At 60.0% G+C, this 20,939-nt stretch carries 18 protein-coding genes; 11 read left to right on the top strand and 7 right to left on the bottom strand.

Features of this window, described 5'->3' with window-relative positions; genetic code table 11:
* Positions 1-75 precede the first annotated feature (75 nt).
* Together coaW and GT003_RS17815 are read right to left on the bottom strand one after the other, a co-directional pair.
* On the bottom strand, positions 76-888 hold the full coding sequence (coaW, locus tag GT003_RS17810) for a type II pantothenate kinase (protein ID WP_161700245.1): 813 nt from the start codon (positions 886-888) through the stop codon (positions 76-78).
* Between the two features lie 180 nt (positions 889-1,068).
* Positions 1,069-2,979 (bottom strand): beta-L-arabinofuranosidase domain-containing protein, encoded by a 1,911-nt coding sequence (locus GT003_RS17815; RefSeq protein ID WP_161700247.1) that lies wholly within the window; start codon positions 2,977-2,979, stop codon positions 1,069-1,071.
* A gap of 194 nt (positions 2,980-3,173) precedes the next feature.
* Between GT003_RS17815 and GT003_RS17820 the strand changes: the two genes are divergently transcribed.
* The 6 genes from GT003_RS17820 (at position 3,174) to GT003_RS32865 (ending at position 8,189) form a co-directional block, all read left to right on the top strand.
* Positions 3,174-4,028: a helix-turn-helix domain-containing protein gene (locus GT003_RS17820; protein WP_161700248.1), complete on the top strand. Its 855-nt coding sequence runs from the start codon at positions 3,174-3,176 to the stop codon at positions 4,026-4,028.
* 90 nt (positions 4,029-4,118) lie between these two features.
* On the top strand, positions 4,119-5,798 hold the full coding sequence (locus tag GT003_RS17825) for a GAF domain-containing sensor histidine kinase (RefSeq protein ID WP_338045979.1): 1,680 nt from the start codon (positions 4,119-4,121) through the stop codon (positions 5,796-5,798).
* 20 nt (positions 5,799-5,818) lie between these two features.
* A complete protein-coding gene (locus GT003_RS17830; RefSeq protein WP_161700250.1) occupies positions 5,819-6,490 on the top strand; it encodes a response regulator in 672 nt (223 codons plus the stop codon).
* Positions 6,491-6,652: 162 nt separating this feature from the next.
* Positions 6,653-7,231 (top strand): NADPH-dependent FMN reductase, encoded by a 579-nt coding sequence (locus GT003_RS17835; protein WP_161700252.1) that lies wholly within the window; start codon positions 6,653-6,655, stop codon positions 7,229-7,231.
* A gap of 16 nt (positions 7,232-7,247) precedes the next feature.
* Positions 7,248-8,045 carry a VOC family protein gene (locus GT003_RS17840; RefSeq protein ID WP_161700254.1) on the top strand — a complete coding sequence of 266 codons (798 nt, stop codon included), beginning with the start codon at positions 7,248-7,250 and terminating at the stop codon, positions 8,043-8,045.
* Between the two features lie 9 nt (positions 8,046-8,054).
* The gene (locus GT003_RS32865; RefSeq protein WP_275589178.1) at positions 8,055-8,189 is read left to right on the top strand and encodes a hypothetical protein; all 135 of its coding nucleotides are present in this window, start codon (positions 8,055-8,057) and stop codon (positions 8,187-8,189) included.
* A 63-nt stretch (positions 8,190-8,252) separates the two neighbouring features.
* Here GT003_RS32865 and GT003_RS17845 read toward each other — a convergent pair whose 3' ends face one another.
* Positions 8,253-8,684: an SRPBCC family protein gene (locus GT003_RS17845; RefSeq protein WP_161700256.1), complete on the bottom strand. Its 432-nt coding sequence runs from the start codon at positions 8,682-8,684 to the stop codon at positions 8,253-8,255.
* 411 nt (positions 8,685-9,095) lie between these two features.
* Here GT003_RS17845 and GT003_RS17850 point away from each other — a divergent pair, with 411 nt between their 5' ends.
* Positions 9,096-12,398, top strand: coding sequence for a DUF5060 domain-containing protein (locus GT003_RS17850; protein ID WP_161700257.1), 3,303 nt, complete (start codon positions 9,096-9,098; stop codon positions 12,396-12,398).
* Between the two features lie 585 nt (positions 12,399-12,983).
* On the opposite strand, the gene GT003_RS17855 is transcribed toward GT003_RS17850, so the two are convergent.
* Complete coding sequence (locus GT003_RS17855) at positions 12,984-13,385, bottom strand: winged helix-turn-helix transcriptional regulator (RefSeq protein WP_161700259.1); 402 nt, start codon at positions 13,383-13,385, stop codon at positions 12,984-12,986.
* A gap of 145 nt (positions 13,386-13,530) precedes the next feature.
* Between GT003_RS17855 and GT003_RS17860 the strand changes: the two genes are divergently transcribed.
* From GT003_RS17860 to GT003_RS17870, 3 genes are all read left to right on the top strand, one after another.
* Complete coding sequence (locus GT003_RS17860) at positions 13,531-14,778, top strand: MFS transporter (protein ID WP_161700261.1); 1,248 nt, start codon at positions 13,531-13,533, stop codon at positions 14,776-14,778.
* Positions 14,779-14,918: 140 nt separating this feature from the next.
* Positions 14,919-15,761, top strand: a complete 843-nt coding sequence (locus GT003_RS17865; RefSeq protein WP_161700263.1) for an aldo/keto reductase — start codon at positions 14,919-14,921, stop codon at positions 15,759-15,761.
* 644 nt (positions 15,762-16,405) lie between these two features.
* Positions 16,406-17,479: an LLM class flavin-dependent oxidoreductase gene (locus GT003_RS17870; RefSeq protein ID WP_239565959.1), complete on the top strand. Its 1,074-nt coding sequence runs from the start codon at positions 16,406-16,408 to the stop codon at positions 17,477-17,479.
* Between the two features lie 168 nt (positions 17,480-17,647).
* Here the strand turns inward: GT003_RS17870 and GT003_RS17875 are convergent, their stop codons facing one another.
* The 3 genes from GT003_RS17875 to GT003_RS17885 form a co-directional block, all read right to left on the bottom strand.
* On the bottom strand, positions 17,648-18,157 hold the full coding sequence (locus GT003_RS17875; RefSeq protein WP_161700265.1) for a GrpB family protein: 510 nt from the start codon (positions 18,155-18,157) through the stop codon (positions 17,648-17,650).
* Between the two features lie 70 nt (positions 18,158-18,227).
* Entirely contained in the window at positions 18,228-18,713 is a 486-nt protein-coding gene (locus tag GT003_RS17880) for an NUDIX domain-containing protein (RefSeq protein WP_161700267.1), read from the bottom strand.
* 166 nt (positions 18,714-18,879) lie between these two features.
* Positions 18,880-19,746, bottom strand: coding sequence for a phytanoyl-CoA dioxygenase family protein (locus tag GT003_RS17885; RefSeq protein ID WP_161700269.1), 867 nt, complete (start codon positions 19,744-19,746; stop codon positions 18,880-18,882).
* A 189-nt stretch (positions 19,747-19,935) separates the two neighbouring features.
* Here GT003_RS17885 and GT003_RS17890 point away from each other — a divergent pair, with 189 nt between their 5' ends.
* Positions 19,936-20,904: a helix-turn-helix domain-containing protein gene (locus GT003_RS17890; protein WP_161700271.1), complete on the top strand. Its 969-nt coding sequence runs from the start codon at positions 19,936-19,938 to the stop codon at positions 20,902-20,904.
* The last annotated feature ends 35 nt before the right edge of the window (positions 20,905-20,939 follow it).

The following is a 20,939-nucleotide window of genomic DNA, read 5'->3' on the forward strand; positions in this document are numbered from 1 at the left end:
AAAGGCGGCCCTCGGTCCGATCAGACCATGGGATGCCGCCTTCATTGGCTCATGCAAGTATCGAATTAAAAGTCCCTATTTCCCGCTCAACAAAGCCCCGATCGCCCCGCAATATTCCCCGTTATCCGGAAAGTACGGCACGCCTCCCCGCAGCACGGTATAGGCCCGCACGACGTCCCTCAGCGGCTCGTTCCGAATGAACGACGATCCGATATACACGATGTTCGAGATTCCGTTCTGTCCGGCGGCCAAGACGCTCGTCGTCGCGACCGTTTCCCCCACCAATCCCATGACGGAGGCAATCAAGTCTTCTTGCGCGATATCGTCCATGTGCTCGCGCAGGAATAGTTTGGCGAAATTGCTTGCCGTTAACTCCCCCGGAATCGGAGGCTCCGAGCCGGCGTAAATATCGCTCACCTTCAGGTCGACGCTGCCGCGCGTACCCGACTTCGCCGAAGCGACGATCGTCTCGAAGTCCGCTATTCCGGTCAACAGCCTGGACAACCCCATCAGCGTGCCGCCGCCGACGCCGGTGCCGCCGATTCGCGCGTGCCCCTCGGGTTCGACGCGGTGAATCGAGGTGCCCGTTCCGACGTTCGTCAGCACGTAAGCGTCCGCTCCGAAAGCTTGCTCCCGAAGCAGGTAAGAGGCGCCTCTCATGGTTGCCATGAATTCCGCCATGTCCGGCACGTCCTTGTTCATCTGCGCCTTCAGCTGCGCGCTCCGGCCGCCGGTCACGACGATCCGCGCATCCTCTTCGCCGTTCAACCACGCCGCGATCGCGCTCATCTCGCGAACGGGCACTTTCCGGAGCTCGAGCGAACCTCGCTCGTCCATGGAGGCGAGCTTGATCAACGTTCCGCCTGCATCGATTCCGATCTTTCTCATGACTGACCGCCACGCTTTCCCATCGCGCCATAGCCGCAATGTCATTCTCGCTTCCTTTAGTATAGTATATGCCCGGCGAAAAGGCCGTCAAACTCATCGGCTCCCCCCGGTGTGTCCGTCCGCCCCGAAACAACGGGAATACCGCGAAGGTCTATGACCGTCGCGGCTTCATGGATGACGCTATTCCAGCTTCTTCTTCCACGCTTTCCCGCGTTCGCCGATCAGCGGGAATTCGCCGATGCGCAGGCGCGCGCTGCCATAGGGGACAAGCGTCAGCGCCGTCGTCTCCTGCCCTTCGACGTTCGGATAGAGCGGCGGCGTGCCCGCGCTGTTGCCCTCCATTTTCCATTTGCGGACGAGCTTGCCCGAGACCTGCAGCTTCACCGGCGCATGCTTCGCGTCGAACGGCTGATACGGCACGTCGGACTCGCCGACTTCGTATGCGCTGTCCGCCAGCAGGCCGTATTTCCACTGCGAGCCTGGCAGGATCTCCCAATCGTGAAATTTCTCCCGCTTCTGCAGCAGCTGCCAGTTCTCTTGAACGGGCAGCACGTACACGAGCGGCCCCCGCTCGACGCTCACCGCATAGAGATTGCGCGAAGTCGTCTTGGCTTGCATCGGCAGCGTCAGCGACAGGCGGTCGCCGTTCTTCCACTCGCGCTCGATCTTGGCATAGCCGTTAAGGACGTTAAGCGTTAATTCAGCGCCGTTAAGCGTCAACGCCGGCGCATCGCACCACGCCGGGATACGCAGCGAGACAGCGAACGCTTCGCTCGCGCGGTCGAGCTCCACGTCGATGGCGACCGTCTCGCGGAACGGATATTCGCCGCTTACCCGGATCGTCGCGGATGCGCCGCCGCCCACCTTGGCCGTCACCGTGCTCGGCGCGTAAGACACGGCCGCCAGTCCGCCGCTGCCGTCGCCCATCCACAGATGGGACGCGAATTTGGGCCAGCCCTGATGCATGTTGGCCGTGCAGCAGCCGAAGTTCGGCTCCAATCCGAACAGGTTCGCCTCTTCGTCGTTGCTCCAGCTGCGTGGCGCGACATTGCAGATCACTTGGTTCACCTGCTGGTCGTATTGATGCGAGGTCCAGTCCTTCGAGATCGTGGCCGGCAGCGCGTTGAATGCCACCTTCTCCAAGATATCGCCGAATCGCCCTTCGCCGAATACCCGGGTCAGATGCTCCATCGAGAACATGTATTCCACGACGGCGCACAGCTCGACGCCTTGGCTCGGGCTCGTGCCGGACAGCCACTCGTCCCCGGAAAACATCCCGTGCGCCTGTCCGTGATACGTCATCAGGCTGTCGATTCCCCGATGGACCGCGTCGCGCTCGACCTCCGCCCCGCTCAGCTCGTAGCGGATGCCCGGCGTCTTGATCCCCATGGCCACGTTGACGACATGCGTCGTCCAGTCCCACTCCTCGACCTTGCGCCAATACGGGAAGTCGTGGAACACGTCCGTCCAGTCCGTCGTCTGCTCTGCCGCGATGTTCGCGAGCGCCAGCAGCGATTCGTCGCCCGTCTTGCGGTACAGCCATTGAATGGACAGCACGAGGTCCGCGCCGCGCGCCTTGGCCCAGCCCCGCATCGGATACTGCTCGATCGCGCCGCGCAGGAATCCGAAGAACTTGAGCATGAACGGAACGACCCGCGGATCGCCCGTCGCTTCCTCGTATTGGGTGAACACTTTCAGCATGATCGTATAGTGCCACCAGTCCTGCTGTTTGTCCAAGTCGTTATTGACGGTTTGAATCGGACCCTGCGGGCCGAAGTTCCCGTCCGCCCGCTGGCTGTTCAGCGACCATTCGATCCAGCGCTGCGCCTTGGCGATCAGCTTCTCGTCGTCCAGCACGTAGGCGAGCGGCAGCAAGCCGTCCAGATAATAAGGCCCGCGCTCCCAGCTCTCGCCTTTGCCTCCGATCCAGCCGTTGTCCGGACCGACGTCGCCCCAATGCTCTTCCAGATGTCCCGTGAACCCGTCCGCTTGAATGCGCAGCTGATTGCGCAGCCAGCCCGCCGGCTTGACCGCCCCGAGCGGAAGCTCCCGGAACGCTGCCCGCGCCTGCTTCTTCGTCGTCGTCTCCATAATAATGGTCGTCTCCCTTGCGTTCGATTGGCATGACATGTCCCGAATATACCATGGGGGGCGGATGGCGACCGATAGCCGATGACAACGTAATCGTGACGGATTACAACATCAATCGCAGATTTGCGTTCTAGCAATAATGTCGCCAATTCCTTATACTTAGGGGACAATCCGCCGAAAGGGGCCGCCGCGAAATGTTCCGATTCACTTCCCCGCCCATGCCGCATTACATCACATCCGGCAAGGATGCCTACTCTGCGGGCGACAGGCATGCCGACCGTTCCGGCATCGGCGTGTTCGACCTGCTCGTGACGACGCGCGGCTGCCTGTTTCTCGAGGAAGACGGACTCGAACTGACCGTTCCCGCCGGCCATTTCGCGATCTTAAGGCCGGACCGCTCCCATCGGACGTCGAAGCCGTGCGGCGAGGAGACGCATTTCCATTGGCTGCATTTCCAGACGCTCGGCAGTTGGAGCGAAGTCACGGAACGGGAGCCCTATACGGACCCGCTCCATTCCCAACCCTATTTGCAAATCGAGACGTTCGTCTTTCATGTCCCGCGATCGGGCGAGCTGCCCGCGAGGGAAACGATGTACGAATGGCTGGAGGAGCTGCAGCGGCTGAAGGCCGCGGCGGATGCCGGCGCCCGCTTCAAGCAGCAAGGGGTGTTTCAGCAGCTGTTGTTCCAGCTGCAGGAGGAAGGCAGCGCGGCCGCCAAGGACGCGCAGCTCGCGCTGGCCGACGAAGCCGCCGCGTTCCTGCGCCGCAGCTATCGGGAACAGGTCAGCTATAAAGAGCTGTCGGAGCAGCTGCATTTTCACGCCAACTACATCGCGCTCTGCATGAAGAAAGCGTTCGGCTGCACGCCGCTCGACTACTTGACCCGCTACCGGATCGAGCAGGCCAAACAGCTGCTGATCCATACGGGAGAGCCGATAGGCTCGATCGCCGAGGCAACGGGATTCGCGACGTTCTCGTATTTCGTGCGCTGCTTCGGCAAGCATACGGGGACGAAGCCGAAGGCGTTCCGGCAGCGGTTTCGGACGTAGCGGACGCCGCCCGGGCTCGAATATGCGTGTCGGACGGCCAGACGACGAGGACTCGAGCCTCGTCATCCCGAACCTAGGAGCAAAGGAGACATGACGATGACGAACCACGATCCTCACGTACAGGAGCTGCTCACGCTCAAAATCATCGCCGAAACGCTGAACCAATCGAACGACCTGACGCTCATGCTGGGGACGGTGCTGGAGAAGCTGCTGGAGCTGACCGGCCTGCAGGCCGGATGGATCTTCTTGACGGACAGGCGGATGAATTACGAGCGCGTCGCCGACCGGGGCCTGCCGCCGGGGCTGCTGCACGACAATAAAGCGCCGATGTGCAGCGGAACGTGCTGGTGCCTCGATCGGTTCTGGGATAACCGTTTGAATAATGCCGTTAATATTCTGAACTGCAAACGATTGGAGGACGCGGTGTCGCGCGGCTGGGGCGACACGCAGGGCATCACCCACCATGCCACCGTCCCTCTGCGCTCCGGCGACCGCAAATTCGGGGTGCTGAATGTCGCCTCGCCCTTCAAGACGCATTTCTCGAACGAGGAGCTCGCGCTGCTGCAGGCGGTGGCGTTCCAAATCGGCAGCGCCGTGGACCGCATGCGGCTGTATGCCGCCGAACGGCGCCGAGCCGAGCTGTTCGCCCGCTTGGGCGACTACAGCCGTTCGCTCGGCATGGCCGTCAGCGCGGGAACGGAGCCGGGGCGGCTCTCGGAGCTCGCGCTTCGTCTGGTCGGCGAGCATTTCGAATGGCCGTTCGCGGCTTTGCTGGAGACGACCGGCGACGAGCTGATCCTCCAGGCCGTCCATGCGCAAGGACGCACGACGCTGCCGTATGCCCGGCTGCCCCTGCAGGCGGCCAATTGGCTGCGCGAGGCCGCCCGCGCCCGGCGCCCTGCCGTCGCGACGCCGGAGCAAGCTTCGGAGCTGGCCGGCCGGCGCGAGCTGCGCGGCTTGGCGCCGGCCCGGCTGTCGATCGCGCAGGCGGTGCCGATCCCGCTCGCCGGCCTGGCGCCCGGCAGCATGCTCGTTATCGGGAACGACGCAATGGGGCGGGCGGAAGAGCCCGTCGACAACGAGGTGCTGGAGGCGCTCGCCGAGCATATCGCGATGGCCTTCGAGAGCGCCAGGCTGGAGGAGCATCGGCGGGAGCTCGCGCGCCTCGCGGAGCGCAATCGGCTCGCCCGCGATTTGCATGACTCCGTCTGCCAGATGCTGTTCTCGCTTTCGATGACGGCCAAAGGCGTGGAGAGCCTGCTCAAGGGAAGCCAGCCCGACGCGGCGCTGCAGTCGGTCGGGGACATGCAGGCCCTCTCCCAATCGGCGCTCAAGGAGATGCGCGCGCTCATCATGCAGCTCCGTCCCGCCGGCCTTGAGGCAGGCCTCGTTACGGCGCTTCAGGTCTACGGCGAGAAGCTGAAGCTGCGCGTGCATGCCGAGGTGACCGACGTATGCGAGCTGCCGCGGCACGTCGAGGAAGCGCTGTGGCGAATCGGGCAAGAGGCGCTGAACAATGTAAGCAAGCATGCCGGAACCGCGGATGCGATGGTCTCGCTGCGGATCGAGGCGCGGCAAGCGGTGCTGAAGATCGCCGACCAAGGCCGGGGCATCGCGAAGAAGAAACGGCCCGCGGAGGGCGCTCCCTCCTTCGGCATGGCGACGATGCGCGAGCGGGCGGAAGCGCTCGGCGGCCGTTTCGCGCTCGCAAGCGTCTACAGGGGCGGAACGACGGTCGAAGCCGCGATCCCGCTGCCGGCAAACGAGTAATCAAGAGGAGGTGATCGTCCATGGCAATTAGATTGCTGCTGGCCGACGACCACGCGATGGTCCGCAGAGGGCTGCAGGTGTTTCTGGCGACCCAGCCGGATATCGAGCTGGTCGGGGAAGCCGCGAACGGCGAGGAGACGATCGAACGGGCCGAAGCGCTTCGGCCGGACGTCGTCCTCATGGATTTGAACATGCCCGTATTGAACGGCATCGAGACGACGAAGCGGCTCAAGCTGGCTTATCCGGAGGTCAAGGTCATCGTCCTGACGTCGTTCTCTGATCAGGATCACGTGCTGCCCGCCATTCGGGCCGGCGCGAGAGGCTATCTGCTCAAGGATATCGGACCCGAGGAGCTCGTGATGGCGATCAAACGGGTGCATGACGGCAAGGTCGAGCTGCATTCGGAGGCGGCGGGGCTGCTGATGAGCCTGGTCGCCTCGCCGGAAGCGCAACCGGTTGCAGGCGCTGCCGTCGGCTCGCCGGCGGAGGGGTCTTACGGACAGCTGACTCCCAAGGAGATGGAGGTGCTCCGGCTCATCGCGCGCGGACGGAGCAATAAGGAGATCGGCGAGGCGCTCTTCATTACCGAGAAAACGGTCAAAACCCATGTCAGCCATCTGCTCGACAAGCTCGGCTTGACCGATCGGACGCAAGCCGCCATCTATGCCGTCAAACAAGGATTCGGCGATTAACCGCGATTCTCTACGACTAAAGTTGCAGCCGCGTTCAGCCAAAAGGCTGGACGTTTTTTCGTTGCGCCTCATCCTTCCCGCCGACGCGTCGCTGCCGCCCTGTGCCGTAAGATGAATTTATGGAAAGCAACGCCATTTCCCAATTCGAAAGGATGAATGCTCATGAAAATCGTCATGATCGCTGGCAGCAACCGCAAGTCGGCCACGAGCACGCAGCTCACGGAATATTTGGTGCGCATCGCGGAGCAGAAAGGGCATTCGGCCGTGCTGTTCGACCTGTACCGTACCCCGCTTCCCTTCTACTCGCCGGATGAATCCCATGACAGCCACGAAGGACTCGCCCAGCTGAAGCGCCTGCTGCGCGAAGCCGACGCCATCGTGCTCTCCTCGCCGGAATATCACGGCAGCATGAGCGGCGTGCTGAAGAACGCGATCGACCATCTCGGACAGGAGCATTTCGGCGGCAAGCCGGTGCTGTCCGTCAGCTCCGCCGGCGGCGCGGTCGGCGTCAGCTCGCTGCAGCAGCTGCAAGCCGTCATCCGCAACCTGCATGGCATCAATTCGCCGGAATGGCTGTCGATCGGCGGCTCGCAGCGCAAATGGTTCGAATCCGCGTCGCAGGATGCCTACGAGGTCGGGCAGGAAATCGACGACCGCATCCACCGCGTGCTCGGCTCGTTCCTCGCGCTCGCCCAGCTGGTCCGCGGACAAGGGAAGCCTGCCGTGGCGGACGCCGGTTAAAGGGGCGGCGAACCGGATGATTACCCATTTCGCCGATTTACGGTTGAAGACCGTATCCATTCAGGGCGTTAAACAGTTTTATGGGGGGATGCTCGGGCTTCAGGCCATCGACGAATCGGACGATACGATTCGTTATCGGCTGACGGAGCGCTGCACGCTGACCTTCGAGGAGGCGGCTCTGCCGCTGTCGCCGGCGCATTTCGCCTTCGAGGTGCCCTACTCCGCGTTCGACGACAGCGTGCGCTTCCTCCGGCAAAGGGGGATCCCGCTGTTGCAGTGGCCCGACGGCCAAGAGGAAACGACATTCGAGAACGGGCGGAGCGTTTACTTTCGCGACGGAGACGGGAATTTGCTCGAGCTGATCGCCCATTCGTACATTCGGAGCGACGTCGTTCAGCCATTCGGCCCGCTCCGGATTCTCTACCTCCGCGAAGCCGGAATGCCTGCCGACGACGTCGTCTCGTTTCGGGAATGGCTCAAGCGCACGCTCGGGCTGCAGACGAGAGACGAGTCGGATACGTTCAATTTCGTGATCGGAGGCACGGCCCACGTCATCGCGACTTCCACGAAGCGCCGCTGGATTCCGATCGCCTTGCAGGCGCTGCCGCCGAACCTGCACGTCGTCTTCGGCGCGGCCGGCATGGCTTACATGGAGGACGTTCGGTCGGCCCTCGGCCGGCAGGGCATTCCTTATTCGACCTCGGGCGACAAGAACATGAGCGATACGCTGCATTTCAGCGCGTACGGCTATCGCTTCACCTTGGCGCTCGCCGCGCCGCATCCTGCCATGGAAGAGAGCGATGAGCATGATTAAGGCGGAACGGTGGCGTCGCTGTACTTCAACGACCCGGACGGCAACGAGCTGGCGTTCGCCGCGCGGGTGGCGGGCCGGCACCGCAGGCTGGATTTCGTGCCGACGCCGAAAGAGTGGGTGGCGCTTAATATCGACCATGCTTAAAAGGAATGCCGCGCTCATCCTCATGGCGCGGCATTCCTTTTCTTTATTTAGCCATGCATCGGCCTAGCCATGCACAAGCCCGCCCCGAAGCCCGCTAACCCCAAACTCCAAGTACCCTTTCAAGCAGGTCAGCATGAATACCCAGCCCTCTTTGTTGTCGAGCATCTTGGCCATTAGCTTCGGGTCGTCTTCGCGAAACCCGGACTCGGTCACCTCTACAATCGTCGTGTCCGGATCGACCGCGCGAAATTTCATCGTTACGACATTGTCCTCCCCGCCCCAGCGGTACACGATGGCCGAGTTCGCTTCGATCTCCAGCACATGGATCTCCAATTCGGCGTTATACTCGACGTAACGCAGTCCGATCGTCTTCCCCGCCTCCCACCGCGCCGTGCTGGAAGAGAACCAGAAGTTTCCGATACGCTCGGGATCGACGAATGCCTCGAATACGTCCGCCGCGGGTTTTAAAATCTTCATGCTTGTTACATTGTACATACGTACTCGCTCCTCTTTTTCCAATTTCCGATATTCCTCATCATAGCATGTCCGCGATACGCTCGCGAGGACCTGCAAGAAGACCGCGAGCACTGAACAACGACTGCTGCCGATGCTCCTTCAGCCTTCTTCGGAACTTCCGCCACTAGCTGCGCAAATGCATCCATAAAAAAGGCCGATGTAACCTCACGACTCCAGTATCGGCTGAGGATTAAATTCGGCACGCCGCTTGAAGCCCTCTCGCATGACTTGGAATAAACCCAGGTCATTGCCGTTGTAGGGCTATAATCACTACTCTCTATGGTTGTTGGCGCCTCCCGGCCAACGCAAAATGAGGAAGAGGACAGGAAAGGCGCCTCTTAGAATCCGCAGCGGCCTCACATGCAACACTATCGCGGGAGGTATCGATTAATGAAGAAACGAACGATGCATTGGAAGCAGGTGTGTTTGGCGCTGGTCTTGAGCCTGCTGCTTACGGCGGTCGGCAGCGGCGCCGCGCAGGCCGAATCTGTAAGCGCTTCCGCCAAACCGGGGCAAGGTACGCCGATTAAGAACGTGACGCTGAACACGGCCAAGCCCGCGCAGTACGGCAAGGTGGAAGTCAATTTCAACTTGGAAACGGCGTACAGCAATCCGTTCGATCCGGACATCGTGGACGCCGAGGCGGAGATCACGACGCCTTCCGGCCAGGTTGAGGTCGTGCCGGCATTCTACGCTTCCGATTCCTCGCCGAACTGGACGGTTCGCTATTCGCCGCGCCAGCAGGGCAAGCATGAGCTCGTCCTTACGGTCAAGGACGCAAGCGGCGTATCGCGTTCCGATAAGCTGAAGTTCGACGCCAAGAAGCCCGATGCCGGCCGCGGCTTCATGGGCGTATCGGGCGATCGCTTCGTCGACAGCTTCGGGAAGCAAATCACGCTCCTCGGCACGAATTACGCTTGGGGCACTCCGGCCGAAACGCTGGCGGCCATGCCCGAATATAAAGCAGCGGACATGAACCTGATCCGCGTCTGGCTGACGGCCTGGTGGTCGAATTATTCCCCGGAATACGGCCCGGCCTCCACGACGCAGAACGGCATTACGATGACGTATAAAGGCATCGGCAATTACAACCTGGACAATATGGCCCGCATGGATGCCTTGATGGAGACGGCCCGGGCGAACGGCCTGTACGTCATGCTGACGCTGAACAGCTTCGGCGACTTCTGGTACGACTGGGCTTACCACGCCTACAACAGCGACAACGGCGGCACTTCCCAGTGGAAGGAGAACGATACGGATTTCTGGTACAATCCGGATGCGATTGCCTATCAGAAGCAGCTGCTGCGCTATGTATTCGCGCGTTGGGGCTACAGCACATCCCTCGGAATGCTGGAGTATTGGAACGAATCCGATAACCGCGTGGACACGCCGGCCGATATTCGCGACAGCTGGCATGCCGCGCTGGATGGCTACTGGAAAAGCTGGGACTTCTACAAACACCCGACGACGACGAGCTTCGCTTGGAAGGATCACGTCGAGCAGCACGCTACCCAAACCTCCTGGCAGGGTCTGCGGACGCTCGATGCCGTCAATATGCACTTATATGCGGAGGATTCGCATATTACCGAGCTTTGGGAAGCGAATTTGAATGGGCTTCGAGAATTCGGAAACCGTCCGATATTCATTGGCGAGGCGGGCAAGACGGGCAACGACGTCAGCACGGACGCCGAGCTCCCCAACTATATTCATGATGGCGTATGGGCGCCGCTCTTCCGTTCGGGTGCCGCCGGTTCGAACGTATGGTGGACGTTCGAGAACGGCTTCAACATGCCGCAGCCGTATAAGAAGCAGTATCAGAGTCTGGCCCGCTTCCTTCAGCCGGAAGAAGAATATCTGGTCAATATGCCGTTCGTGGACTACGGGTCTCAGAGCAACGGCACAAAGGCCGGCGCGTTCCAAAACCGATCGCGGGCGCTGCTATGGATCAACGATCCGCAGGCAACGTACGACGCCGGCAGCGGCACAAGCATCGCCGGCATGCAGCTGACTGTGCCGAACTTGACGCCGGGCAAGTACGCGGTCGAATTTTACGATACGTACGCGGGGACGACGATCGCCAAGCAGACCGTAACCGCGAACGCGCAGGGTTTAAAGCTGAACGTTCCTGCGTTCAACCGGGACATCGCGGTCAAGGCGGCGCTGCAAGGCAAGCCGGACAAGGACAAACAGGATCCGTCCGCGCCGGCCCAGCTCGCTTCTCTTTTCCAAACGGAGAACGTCATCGACCTATCCTGGAATGCCGCCACCGATAACGTCGCCGTTACGGGCTACGACATCTATCGCGATAAGGATCTCGTCGGCTCGGTCAGCGGACTGGCGCACGGGTTCCGCGACACTGCGCTCCAGGCTGGCACCGAGTATACGTATATCGTCCGGGCCAAAGACGAAGCAGGGAACCAATCGGACAAAGCGAAGCTTGCGGTTCGCACGAAAGCGGCCGATGCTTCGGCACCTGCTGCTCCGGGCAACCTGACGATTGGGGCGGTCGGCATCAATACGGTCGATCTCTCCTGGACCGCTTCTACGGACGCGATCGGCGTCGTCCGCTATCTGATCTATCGGGGAACGACGTTGGTCGGGACGACGACGGGAACAGCGTTCCAAGACAAAGACCTGCGGCCAGGCCAAAGCTATTCGTATACGGTGAAGGCCGAGGATGCGGCGCTCAATCTGTCCCCTGCCAGCAATCCGGTCACGGCGACCACCGAGAGTCCGAACATGACCGATAATTTGCTGAGCAATCCGGGCTTCGAGACGCTGACGGACGGCATGCCGGCGAACTGGAATTGCGAGCAGGCGCAATACTGCGCGGGGGATACGGCCGAGAAGAAATCCGGCGATGCTTCCTTGCGGATCAGCGGGGATACCGGAGCTTGGTTCGGCGTCGCATCCGCTTCCGCTCCGGCGATTGCCGGGAATACGTACATGCTGGACAGCTATGCGAATATCTCCGTGAACAACGGCACGACGGTCAAGGTCAGGCTGCAATTCCTGAACGCGGTCGACAGCATCCTGGACGATAAGACCGTGAAGGTCTACAACGGCACGACACTTGGTTACGACAACGTCTACGGCGCGATCGAAGCCCCGGCGAATACGGCCAAGGTGCGCGTATATGTCTATATCGAAGGCTTGAACGCGGTCATTCATCTCGATGACTTCTCCGTGAGAGGCTACGGCCCAGGCATCCAGCTACCGGAGGAACCGCAAGGGAATCTGCTGCTTAACCCCGGCTTCGACGACCATAACGATTCCTGGAAAACGGCCATTTGGTCCTGCGAGAAAGAATGGCTCTGCCAATGGACGGACCAAACGAAGCGCTCCGGCATCGCCGCGATGCGTATTCTTACGACCGATGCGCAGTGGTTCTCCGTCTATCAGGATGCGTTGGCCGCACCCGGCAAATCCTATACGCTCGATGGCTACGTGCAGGTGAACAAAACCGGCGGCGACGGCAAACTGCAGGCGAAGCTGGTCTTCTACGACGCCGGCGGCGCGCAGCTGTCGGAAGAATGGCTGAAGGACTTCGACGCGACGACGTCCGGCTTCGAGAACCTTCACGGCTCGAAGATCGCTCCTGCCGGCACGGTCAAGGTTCGGGTACTGTTGTATGTGAATGGAATCGTCGGCGATATCTATCTCGACGACTTCTCCTTAAGTGCCGATCAATAAATCGAAGGCGCCGCCCGTATGACGGGCGGCGTTTCTTTGTTCCTCTTTTCGCGCAGCTTTTTTGCCTCAACTGCCTTCTGGTGCTCTGAAATTATTTCTTTCGCGCAACTTTTCAGGCCTATCTGCCCTTGGGAACTCTGAATTTATGCCTTTGGAGCAGCTTTTCAGGCCCAGTTACCCTCCTGAGCTCCGAATTTATGCCTTTCGTGCAACTTTTCAGCTTCAACTAACCTTTAGAGCTCTGAATTTATGCCTTTCGTGCAACTTTCCGGGCCTATCTACCCTCCCGAGCCCCGTAATTATACCCTTGGTGCATCTTTGGCAGTCTCACTCAACATTAACCATCAGGTTTGTGCGATAGCATTACGAGTCCCTTGAAGACGGCCACCTACCTCCGACCGCGTTTAACCTGGAGCAACTCCCACGAGTCTTGGAATGATACATGACAAAGAGGTATCCCCGAGCCTGATGGCTCCTTGGAATACCCCTGTTAGAGTTGAAAATAAATAATTGCCTATGACCAAGCCTATCCTCAAAACGCACGCGACAGCACAACTCGGCCAACGCTCGTTCCTGCCGCCGATATTACCCGTGCACCGGCTCTTTGCCCAAGTCGTTAAGAATATTATCCTCCAGAACGGCGGCCTTATCCCCATACTCCTTGATAATATGTTTTTCGCCCCAGTCGCACAGCATATTCAGCACGACTTCCAGGCTGCGGCCGTAATCGCTCAGTTCGTACTCGACCTTCGGCGGCACCTGATTGTAGACGTTCCGATTCACGATGCCGTCCTCTTCGAGCTCGCGAAGCTGCTGGATCAGCATCTTCTGCGTAATGCTCGGCATCAGCCGCTTCAGGTCGCTCGTCCGCCGTTTTCCATGGGTCAAGTGGCAGAGAATAACGCATTTCCACTTGCCGCCGATGACCTCGAGCGTGGCCTCCACGGAGATATTGTACTTCTTCCTCCCGGTCGTTTCGTCCGCCATGTCCGCTCCTCCTTCGCGTGGTGCAAAAGTTACTTTTTAGTGCCTATAGCACGGAAAAGTACGTACTACTCACCATTAACCCTAGCACGTATAATAGCATTCACCGGCCGGTCACCGCAAACAAACGCTATAGAGGAGGAGAATCATGACTGCCCCACGAAACAACAGCACGTTGGCTTTATTGGCTTTGGCGATCAGCGCCTTTGCGATCGGCACGACGGAATTCATCAGCGTCGGCCTGCTTCCGCTCATCGCAGAGGATTTGCATATATCCATCACGGCCGCAGGATTGACGGTGACGCTCTATGCGCTCGGCGTGACCGTCGGCGCTCCGGTCTTGACGTCCCTGACCTCGCAGGTCCCGCGCAAAACGCTCCTGCTGTGGATCATGGTCGTGTTCATCGGAGGCAATCTGCTCGCGGCAACGGCCAGCGGCATTGCCGTCCTGCTCACTGCCCGGGTTATCGCGGCATTCTCGCACGGGATCTTCATGTCCATCGGCTCCACGCTGGCAGCCGACCTCGTACCGGAAAATCGCCGGGCGAGCGCGATTTCCATCATGTTCTCCGGATTGACCGTCGCTACGGTCACCGGGGTGCCGATCGGCACGTTCATCGGCCAGCAGATCGGCTGGCGGGCGGCGTTCTTCGCCATCGTCGCGATCGGCGTCGTGGCGTTCATCGCCAACCTGACGCTGATGCCGTCCGGCCTGCGCCGGGGCGCGCGGATTCGTCTCGGCGACCAGGTCAAGCTCGTAACGAACGGCCGGCTGCTGCTCGTCTTCCTGATGACGGCGCTCGGCTACGGCGGTACGTTCGTCGTGTTCACCTACCTGTCCCCGCTGCTTCACGAAGTAACGGGATTTAAGGAAAGCACGGTTGCCCTCATCCTGCTTATGTATGGAATCGCCATCGCGATCGGCAATCTAATCGGAGGTAAGGCGGCGAACCGCAACCCCGCGAAGGCGCTGCTCTATATGTTTGCCCTGCAGGCCATCGTCCTACTCGTCTTGTCGTTTACAGCGCCGTATATGATTGCCGGGCTGATCACGATATTCTTCATGGGCTTGTTCGCCTTCATGAACGTGCCCGGCCTTCAGGTCTACGTCGTGCTATTGGCCGAGCGGTTCGCTCCGAAAGCGAAGGACGTCGCATCGGCCGTCAACATTGCCGCGTTCAATGCCGGCATCGCGCTTGGCGCCTACTTGGGCGGTCTCATAACCGATTCCATCGGCCTCATTCATACGACGTGGATCGGCGCCTTGATGGTGGCTGCAGCTGTCGCGCTGACGGCATGGGCGAAGCTGTTGGAACGCAAGGATAGCAAGGAGAGTCAGGCAAACAGTCCATCTGAAGTGACGGATAACGCCGAGGCGCGGCTTCAAAAGGCGTAAGCAGTCTTTTAACAGGCCGATCTACGGAAAGCATAAATCGAAGGACACTCTAATTCCAAATCTAAATCAACAAACAGTAATGAAGACACCAAACAAACAGAAACACGATTGGCATGCCAACACGAGAGGATGTTTATACGATGAAAAATCACTTGCAAGATACCGTTACGCTCCACAATGGCGTACGTATGCCCAGCTTCGGCCTCGGCGTATTCAAAGTCCAAAAAGGCGAAGAGCTCGTCGAAGCGGTGAAGGCCGCCATCAAGCACGGTTACCGCAGCATCGATACCGCCGCCATCTACGGCAATGAGCAAGGCGTCGGCCGCGGCATCCGCGAAGCGCTGCAGGAGAACGGACTGCGCAGAGCGGATCTGTTCGTCACGTCCAAGGTATGGAATGCGGACCAAGGCTACGAGTCGACGATTGCCGCTTACGAAGCTTCCTTGAGCAAGCTCGGATTGGAGAGCTTGGATTTGTACCTCGTTCATTGGCCCGTGAAAGGCAAATTCAAAGAAACCTGGCTCGCGCTGGAGACGCTCTATAAGGAAGGCCGCGTGAAAGCGATCGGAGTCAGCAACTTCCACATCCATCATCTTGAAGAGCTGATGCAGGAGGCGACGATCAAGCCGATGGTCAACCAAGTGGAGCTGCACCCCCGCCTGAGCCAGAAAGAACTGCTGCGCTTCACGCAGGAGCAGGGCATTCAGCTGGAAGCTTGGTCCCCGCTTATGCAGGGCGAGCTGCTGGACAACGAGACGCTGCGGGAGATCGGCGCCAAATACGGCAAGTCCGTCGCGCAAGTCATCCTTCGATGGGATATTCAGAATGGGATCGTCACCATTCCGAAGTCCACGAAAGAGCATCGTATCATCGAAAACGCCGCCATTTACGACTTCGAGCTGACGAGCGAAGACATGGCTCTAATCGATGCGCTGAACGAGAATCGCCGCGTCGGCCCGGATCCGGACAACTTCGATTTCTAAGCCGATGGCGGGTGGCACGCGTAACACGTCTAGCCCGCTATAAAGCGAGCGCGGCCCGAATGACGGGCTGCGCTCGCTTTCTTCGGAGAGAACAACGAAGAACAACGAAGAACAACACTCGCGGATTGTCCATGGTTTACTGATTGTCCATGGCCGAACAGTAGAGCAGCGCTTGCGGAAATGAATTTAACCGAGCCCCTGCTGCGGCTTGCGGAAATGAACGTAACCAAGCCCTGCTGCGGCTAACGGTTGTGAGGAAGACTAATCGGCTCAAAACGCCCATTTTCTATCGCTAACAGTTGCCAGGGAGCTTATTACGACATTTTACCGTCTAAATCAACGCCTATGCGCTAAATAACAACTGTGACAACCGTTAGAGTTTTATAAGCAGCGATTTACGTGAAATAGCACCGCTGACAACCGTTAGGTTTCTATCGCGAAATCGCGCAGCAAGCTCGGCGGTTGAAGCGGAATCCTGTCTCGCAGGGTTACTGTGAAGTTACGCGGCGAGCGCAAGCGCCCCCAATCGCCCTTCTTTATCCCAGCGCGGCTCTTCTGCGTAGCAGCTCGACCGCTCCCGCCCCCTGTAATTGAGAATCGGGCCGTTATTGCGTACACTAGAGGAAACGAAGGGGGCAACAAGAATGGCTGAATTGGCAAAACCGATGGAGATTGGAATCAGCACGTTTCTGGAAACGACGCCGGATCCGGAGACGGGAGCGGTCATCACCCATGCCGAACGGCTGCGACGGGCCGTGGAAGAGATCGTGGTCGCCGATCAGGCCGGCTTGGACGTCTACGGCATCGGAGAACATCACCGCCCCGATTATGCGGGCACCGCGCCCGCGGTCGTCTTGGCTGCCGCGGCTGGCATGACGACGCGGATCCGGCTGACGAGCGCCGTCACCGTGCTTTCTTCCGATGATCCGGTGCGCGTCTACCAGGCGTTCTCCACCTTGGACGGCATCTCGAACGGGCGCGCCGAGATCATGGCCGGCCGGGGATCGTTCATCGAATCTTTCCCGTTGTTCGGCTACAGCCTGGAAGATTACGACGAGCTGTTCGAGGAGAACCTCGAGCTGCTGCTCGCCATCCGCGCTTCGGAGAAAGTCAGCTGGCGCGGCGGACACCGTCCCGCCATCGACAATCTCGGCGTCTACCCGCGCTCCGTGCAGGATCCGCTTCCGGTCTGGATCGCCAGCGGCGGCAACGCGCAGTCCGCGATTCGCGCGGGCCTGCTGGGACTGCCGATCGCCTTCGCGATCATCGGCGGCATGCCGGAGAAGTTCGCGCCGCTCGTCGAGCTCTATAAGCGCGCGGCCGCGCAGGCCGGCCACGACCCGGACAAGCTGCCCATCGCTACCCATTCCCATGGGTTTGTCGGCGATTCTACCGAAGAGACGGCCGAGCTGTTCTTCAAGCCGACGCAGGCGCAAATGACCAAGATCGGAAGCGAGCGCGGCTGGGGCCAGCCCTACTCCCGCGCCACCTACGACGAGGCCCGCAGCCTGCGGGGCGCGCTCTATCTCGGCGACCCGGAGACGGTCGCGGAGAAGATCGTCCTGCTGCGCAAGAACCTGGGCATCACGCGCTTCTTCCTGCACGTGAACGTCGGCACGATGCCGCATAAGGACGTGCTGCATGCCATCGAACTGCTCGGCACGAAGGTGAAGCCGCTGGTTCTGGCGGAACTGGCCCGAGTTGAGGGCACGGTATAACGACAAAAGGGGTGTCCCCGAGCCAAATCTGGCCGGAACGCCCCTTTTTCATGCCCTAAATAGTCAATACGATTAAGAACGAGGCTGGAAACGTAGGTTGCCAGATCATGGTTTACGGTCAGCGGTTGGCGGTCAACTACCATAACTACCGCAAAGATCGTCACTCTCCTAGCCCTCCCACCCCGCACGCCGCAACCTTTCGCTCACGAATTCACCCTTCGCTTCCGAATAGGCCGCGCGGTTGTGACGAAACCGCTCCACCAGCCGCCTCTTGAGCTCGCCGTACGCTTGCACCTCCTCCGGATGGCTTCGCAAATAGTCCCGAAACAATAGATGCCGGCGGTATTCCGGATGATCCGCCGCGTATGCGTAGAGATGATGCCAGGGCAGGCCCGCAGGAGGAATGAACGCCTCGCGCCCGGCCATGCCTAGATCACCCTCATGCACATAGCCGAGTTCGGCAAGACGTCCGACCGCGGTTCGCACATCCGCCGGCGCGGCCAGGGTGACATCGATATCCACGATCGGCTTTGCCGCCAAACCCGGCACGGACGTGCTTCCGACATGCTCGATGCCGACCGCCAGATCGCTTAATGCCGGCTGCACGTAGGCTTTCAGAAGCTCGAACTGCCTCGCCCATTCGGGATCGTACGCCAGCACGACAACCTCTCCGCCCATCGTCCCCGCTCCCCTCAGCCCATGCCGAACTTAATAAGAAAACGGACTAGACCGCTCCTTCAACGCGATCCTACAGCGTATACAAGTGGTAATCGATATACTTATTTCTCGTTTCGATTCGCTCTGGCAGCTTCGTCAAGCCGGAACCGGGCGCAGCCCGAAGATAGGATCGGAGACACTCCTTGGTCAAATTAATCGTCCATTCGTCGTCGAGCACCTCGTCGATCGGCCGGAACCGGGCGTCCGTCACCTCGGAGAGATCGGCCTCCGCCTCCCCCTCCGTCCATGCCATTTCATAAACCAAATGAATGCCGAGCTCGGGGCCTTCTTCCGTTTCTTTCGTCCCGGTCCTGACGCCGATCAGGCGAAGCGGTTCCGCTTGTATGCCCGCCTCTTCCCGAACCTCCCGCACGGCAGCCTGCTCCGCCGATTCGCCTTCGTCTACCAGTCCGCCAGGCAGCATCCAATAATCTTTATTGGCTCCATGCGCGATCTTCACAAGCAGCACCGAATCGTCCTTCACGATCAGCCCTCCGGCCGAACATACCGTTCTCATGCGCCCGCCTCCATTCTTATTTAAGAGCATACTATGATGCTTGGCCCAAAATAAATACCTGTTCGCTGTTTCTTCATCAATTCCCGCCTATACGTCATTATTACCTCGAAACCCGCACTAAAAAACCGCGCAGCCCCCGATTGCGGGAAACTGCACGGCTTTATACTTATTGGCCTTCGCCGGCGGCGGCACGGTACAGCACCGGAAAGGCGTCCCCGTCGAACAACTCGCCGTCGCGGCCCTGCATGAAACGGGCATTAAAATGCAGGTCGCCCTTCGGACTTTGGGCATAACGGGTAGCTCCCGTCATCAAGTGGACCGCCATCGAACGGCGCGCCTCGTCCGTCGCATTGGGACCGCTGCCGTGAATGGTCAGCGCGTGGTGGAAGCTGACTTGGCCGGCTTTCATGACGATCGGCACCGTCGTGAATTGCTCGTCCTCCGGAATGTCCATGTCCGCCTGCTGCTTCTCGATATTTTGCTCGAAGAAGTCGCTCATCTTGAGCAGGCCCCACTGATGGCTGCGCGGCACCATCTGCATGCAGCCGTTGGTGAGGTCGACGTCGGTAAAAGCAACCCACGCCGTAATCAGCGTCGGCTCCTTCGCGCACTGCCAGTAAGCAAAATCCTGATGCCAGCCGACGTTCGCCGTCTCGCGACCCGCTCCTCTGCCCGGTTTGTACAGCAGCTGATCATGCCACAGCCGGATCTGGTCCGCATGCATGAGCCTGCCCGCGATCTCCCCGATCGTAGGGTTCGTCGCCACGCCTCGGAGGACGGAGTCGGACCAGTGCGAGTTGTCGGTTTTGCGCAGCGAACGCGGATTGTCCACGCCCTCCAGCCAGTTGCAGACCGGCTCGCGCCCCGTCTCGAATTCCGCGCGGTAGATTCGGTCTTGATGATTCTTGATCGCCGCCAGCTCTTCCTCCGAGAAAATGACCGGGGACAGCCAGTAGCCGTTCCGATCGAAGAACGCCACATCCTCCGGCGTCGGCAGGCAAGCCGCGTTCACTTGCTTTTGCATCGTCGTCATCCTTTCGCACCTCAAGCTTTCTTATCGATTGGTCATGCGCCGTTAATTATCATTTTAGAGGCAGAAGCGAAGGCCGTCTTTGCTGTATTCAAGCAGAAATTTAAAGCTTTTGACCCTCTCTGCGCTTTCAAACCGCACGACGGCACGGTATACTGAAGGCACCTAGAACGACGTGGAGGCCGAACAAGGATGACCTTGCCGAACGCAAGAAGCTCAGGAAATGCAAGGCGCGCAGGGAGCACTCCGATAACGGGGAGCGCCGACGCGCCGCCTTACCGCGACCAGGCGCCGCATCTGCCGCTGCTCGTCGAGAACGAGCTTGAATATCGCGCGGAGCTGCCGTTCGACGCGCAATCGAGCAATCTCTATTATATCGGCGAGCAGCTGATGCCGAATTGGGCGACCACGTCGCATTACCATGACCATTTCGAGCTGTGCTATCTGGACGAGGGTCACGGACAGTACCAGATCGACAAGACGCGTTATCCCATTCAAGCCGGCGACTTGTGGCTGACCAAGCCGGGCGAGACGCACTACGGACTTGCGGGCAAGGATGGACCGTTCCGCCTCATCTATATGGGCTTCAAGCTGGAGTGGATGAAGGCGCTGCAGCCGGATTTCTATCAGCTCGGCGCAGGGCGCGTCGTACGGGACGAAGACGGCGCGGTCCAAACGATCTTCAGGCAGCTGCTGACCGAGGTGCGCCTGCGCCGCCGGCTCAGCTTTCAGATGGCGGAGGGGCTGTTCCTGCAGCTGCTCGTGACCGTGTCGCGGTTGTTTCACGACGGCGCCGCGCAGCGGACGGACGCGCTCCCGAACCCGCTCGGCAGCGCCGTCATCGCGGTCATGAACCGGCTGCACGGCGAAATCCGCTACGATCACGATATTGAAACGATCGCCCGGTCCATCCCGATCAGCCGCTCCCATCTCGCGCGCGAGTTCAAGAGCGCGATCGGCATGCCGGTCGGCGAATACATGCGCAGCCTTTGCCTCGACAAGGCCAAATTCGAACTCCGCGCCTCGGATAAGCCGGTGACGCAAATCGCGGAGGAGCTGTATTTCTCGTCCATTCATACGTTCAGCATTTTTTTCAAGCGCTTCACGGGATTCACCCCGTCCGACTATCGCAGGCAAGCGTCGAGAGATGCGCGGGCATGAGCGCCATGCCGCTAACAGGAATACATTCACAAGGA

It is taken from the genome of Paenibacillus sacheonensis (assembly GCF_009909195.1).
Classification (GTDB): Bacteria; Bacillota; Bacilli; order Paenibacillales; family Paenibacillaceae; genus Paenibacillus_Z; species Paenibacillus_Z sacheonensis.

Excerpts from the sequence above, each read along its gene's own strand:
- GT003_RS17885 (WP_161700269.1), bottom strand. The coding sequence starts at position 19,746 with ATGACGACGATGCAAAAGCAAGTGAACGCGGCTTGCCTGCCGACGCCG.
- GT003_RS17860 (WP_161700261.1), top strand. The coding sequence starts at position 13,531 with ATGACTGCCCCACGAAACAACAGCACGTTGGCTTTATTGGCTTTGGCG.
- GT003_RS17850 (WP_161700257.1), top strand. The coding sequence starts at position 9,096 with ATGAAGAAACGAACGATGCATTGGAAGCAGGTGTGTTTGGCGCTGGTC.
- GT003_RS17890 (WP_161700271.1), top strand. The coding sequence starts at position 19,936 with ATGACCTTGCCGAACGCAAGAAGCTCAGGAAATGCAAGGCGCGCAGGG.
- GT003_RS17815 (WP_161700247.1), bottom strand. The coding sequence starts at position 2,979 with ATGGAGACGACGACGAAGAAGCAGGCGCGGGCAGCGTTCCGGGAGCTT.
- GT003_RS17865 (WP_161700263.1), top strand. The coding sequence starts at position 14,919 with ATGAAAAATCACTTGCAAGATACCGTTACGCTCCACAATGGCGTACGT.
- GT003_RS17855 (WP_161700259.1), bottom strand. The coding sequence starts at position 13,385 with ATGGCGGACGAAACGACCGGGAGGAAGAAGTACAATATCTCCGTGGAG.
- GT003_RS17840 (WP_161700254.1), top strand. The coding sequence starts at position 7,248 with ATGATTACCCATTTCGCCGATTTACGGTTGAAGACCGTATCCATTCAG.
- GT003_RS17825 (WP_338045979.1), top strand. The coding sequence starts at position 4,119 with ATGACGATGACGAACCACGATCCTCACGTACAGGAGCTGCTCACGCTC.
- GT003_RS17870 (WP_239565959.1), top strand. The coding sequence starts at position 16,406 with ATGGCTGAATTGGCAAAACCGATGGAGATTGGAATCAGCACGTTTCTG.
- GT003_RS17835 (WP_161700252.1), top strand. The coding sequence starts at position 6,653 with ATGAAAATCGTCATGATCGCTGGCAGCAACCGCAAGTCGGCCACGAGC.
- GT003_RS17880 (WP_161700267.1), bottom strand. The coding sequence starts at position 18,713 with ATGAGAACGGTATGTTCGGCCGGAGGGCTGATCGTGAAGGACGATTCG.
- GT003_RS17845 (WP_161700256.1), bottom strand. The coding sequence starts at position 8,684 with ATGTACAATGTAACAAGCATGAAGATTTTAAAACCCGCGGCGGACGTA.
- GT003_RS17820 (WP_161700248.1), top strand. The coding sequence starts at position 3,174 with ATGTTCCGATTCACTTCCCCGCCCATGCCGCATTACATCACATCCGGC.
- GT003_RS17830 (WP_161700250.1), top strand. The coding sequence starts at position 5,819 with ATGGCAATTAGATTGCTGCTGGCCGACGACCACGCGATGGTCCGCAGA.
- coaW (WP_161700245.1), bottom strand. The coding sequence starts at position 888 with ATGAGAAAGATCGGAATCGATGCAGGCGGAACGTTGATCAAGCTCGCC.
- GT003_RS17875 (WP_161700265.1), bottom strand. The coding sequence starts at position 18,157 with ATGGGCGGAGAGGTTGTCGTGCTGGCGTACGATCCCGAATGGGCGAGG.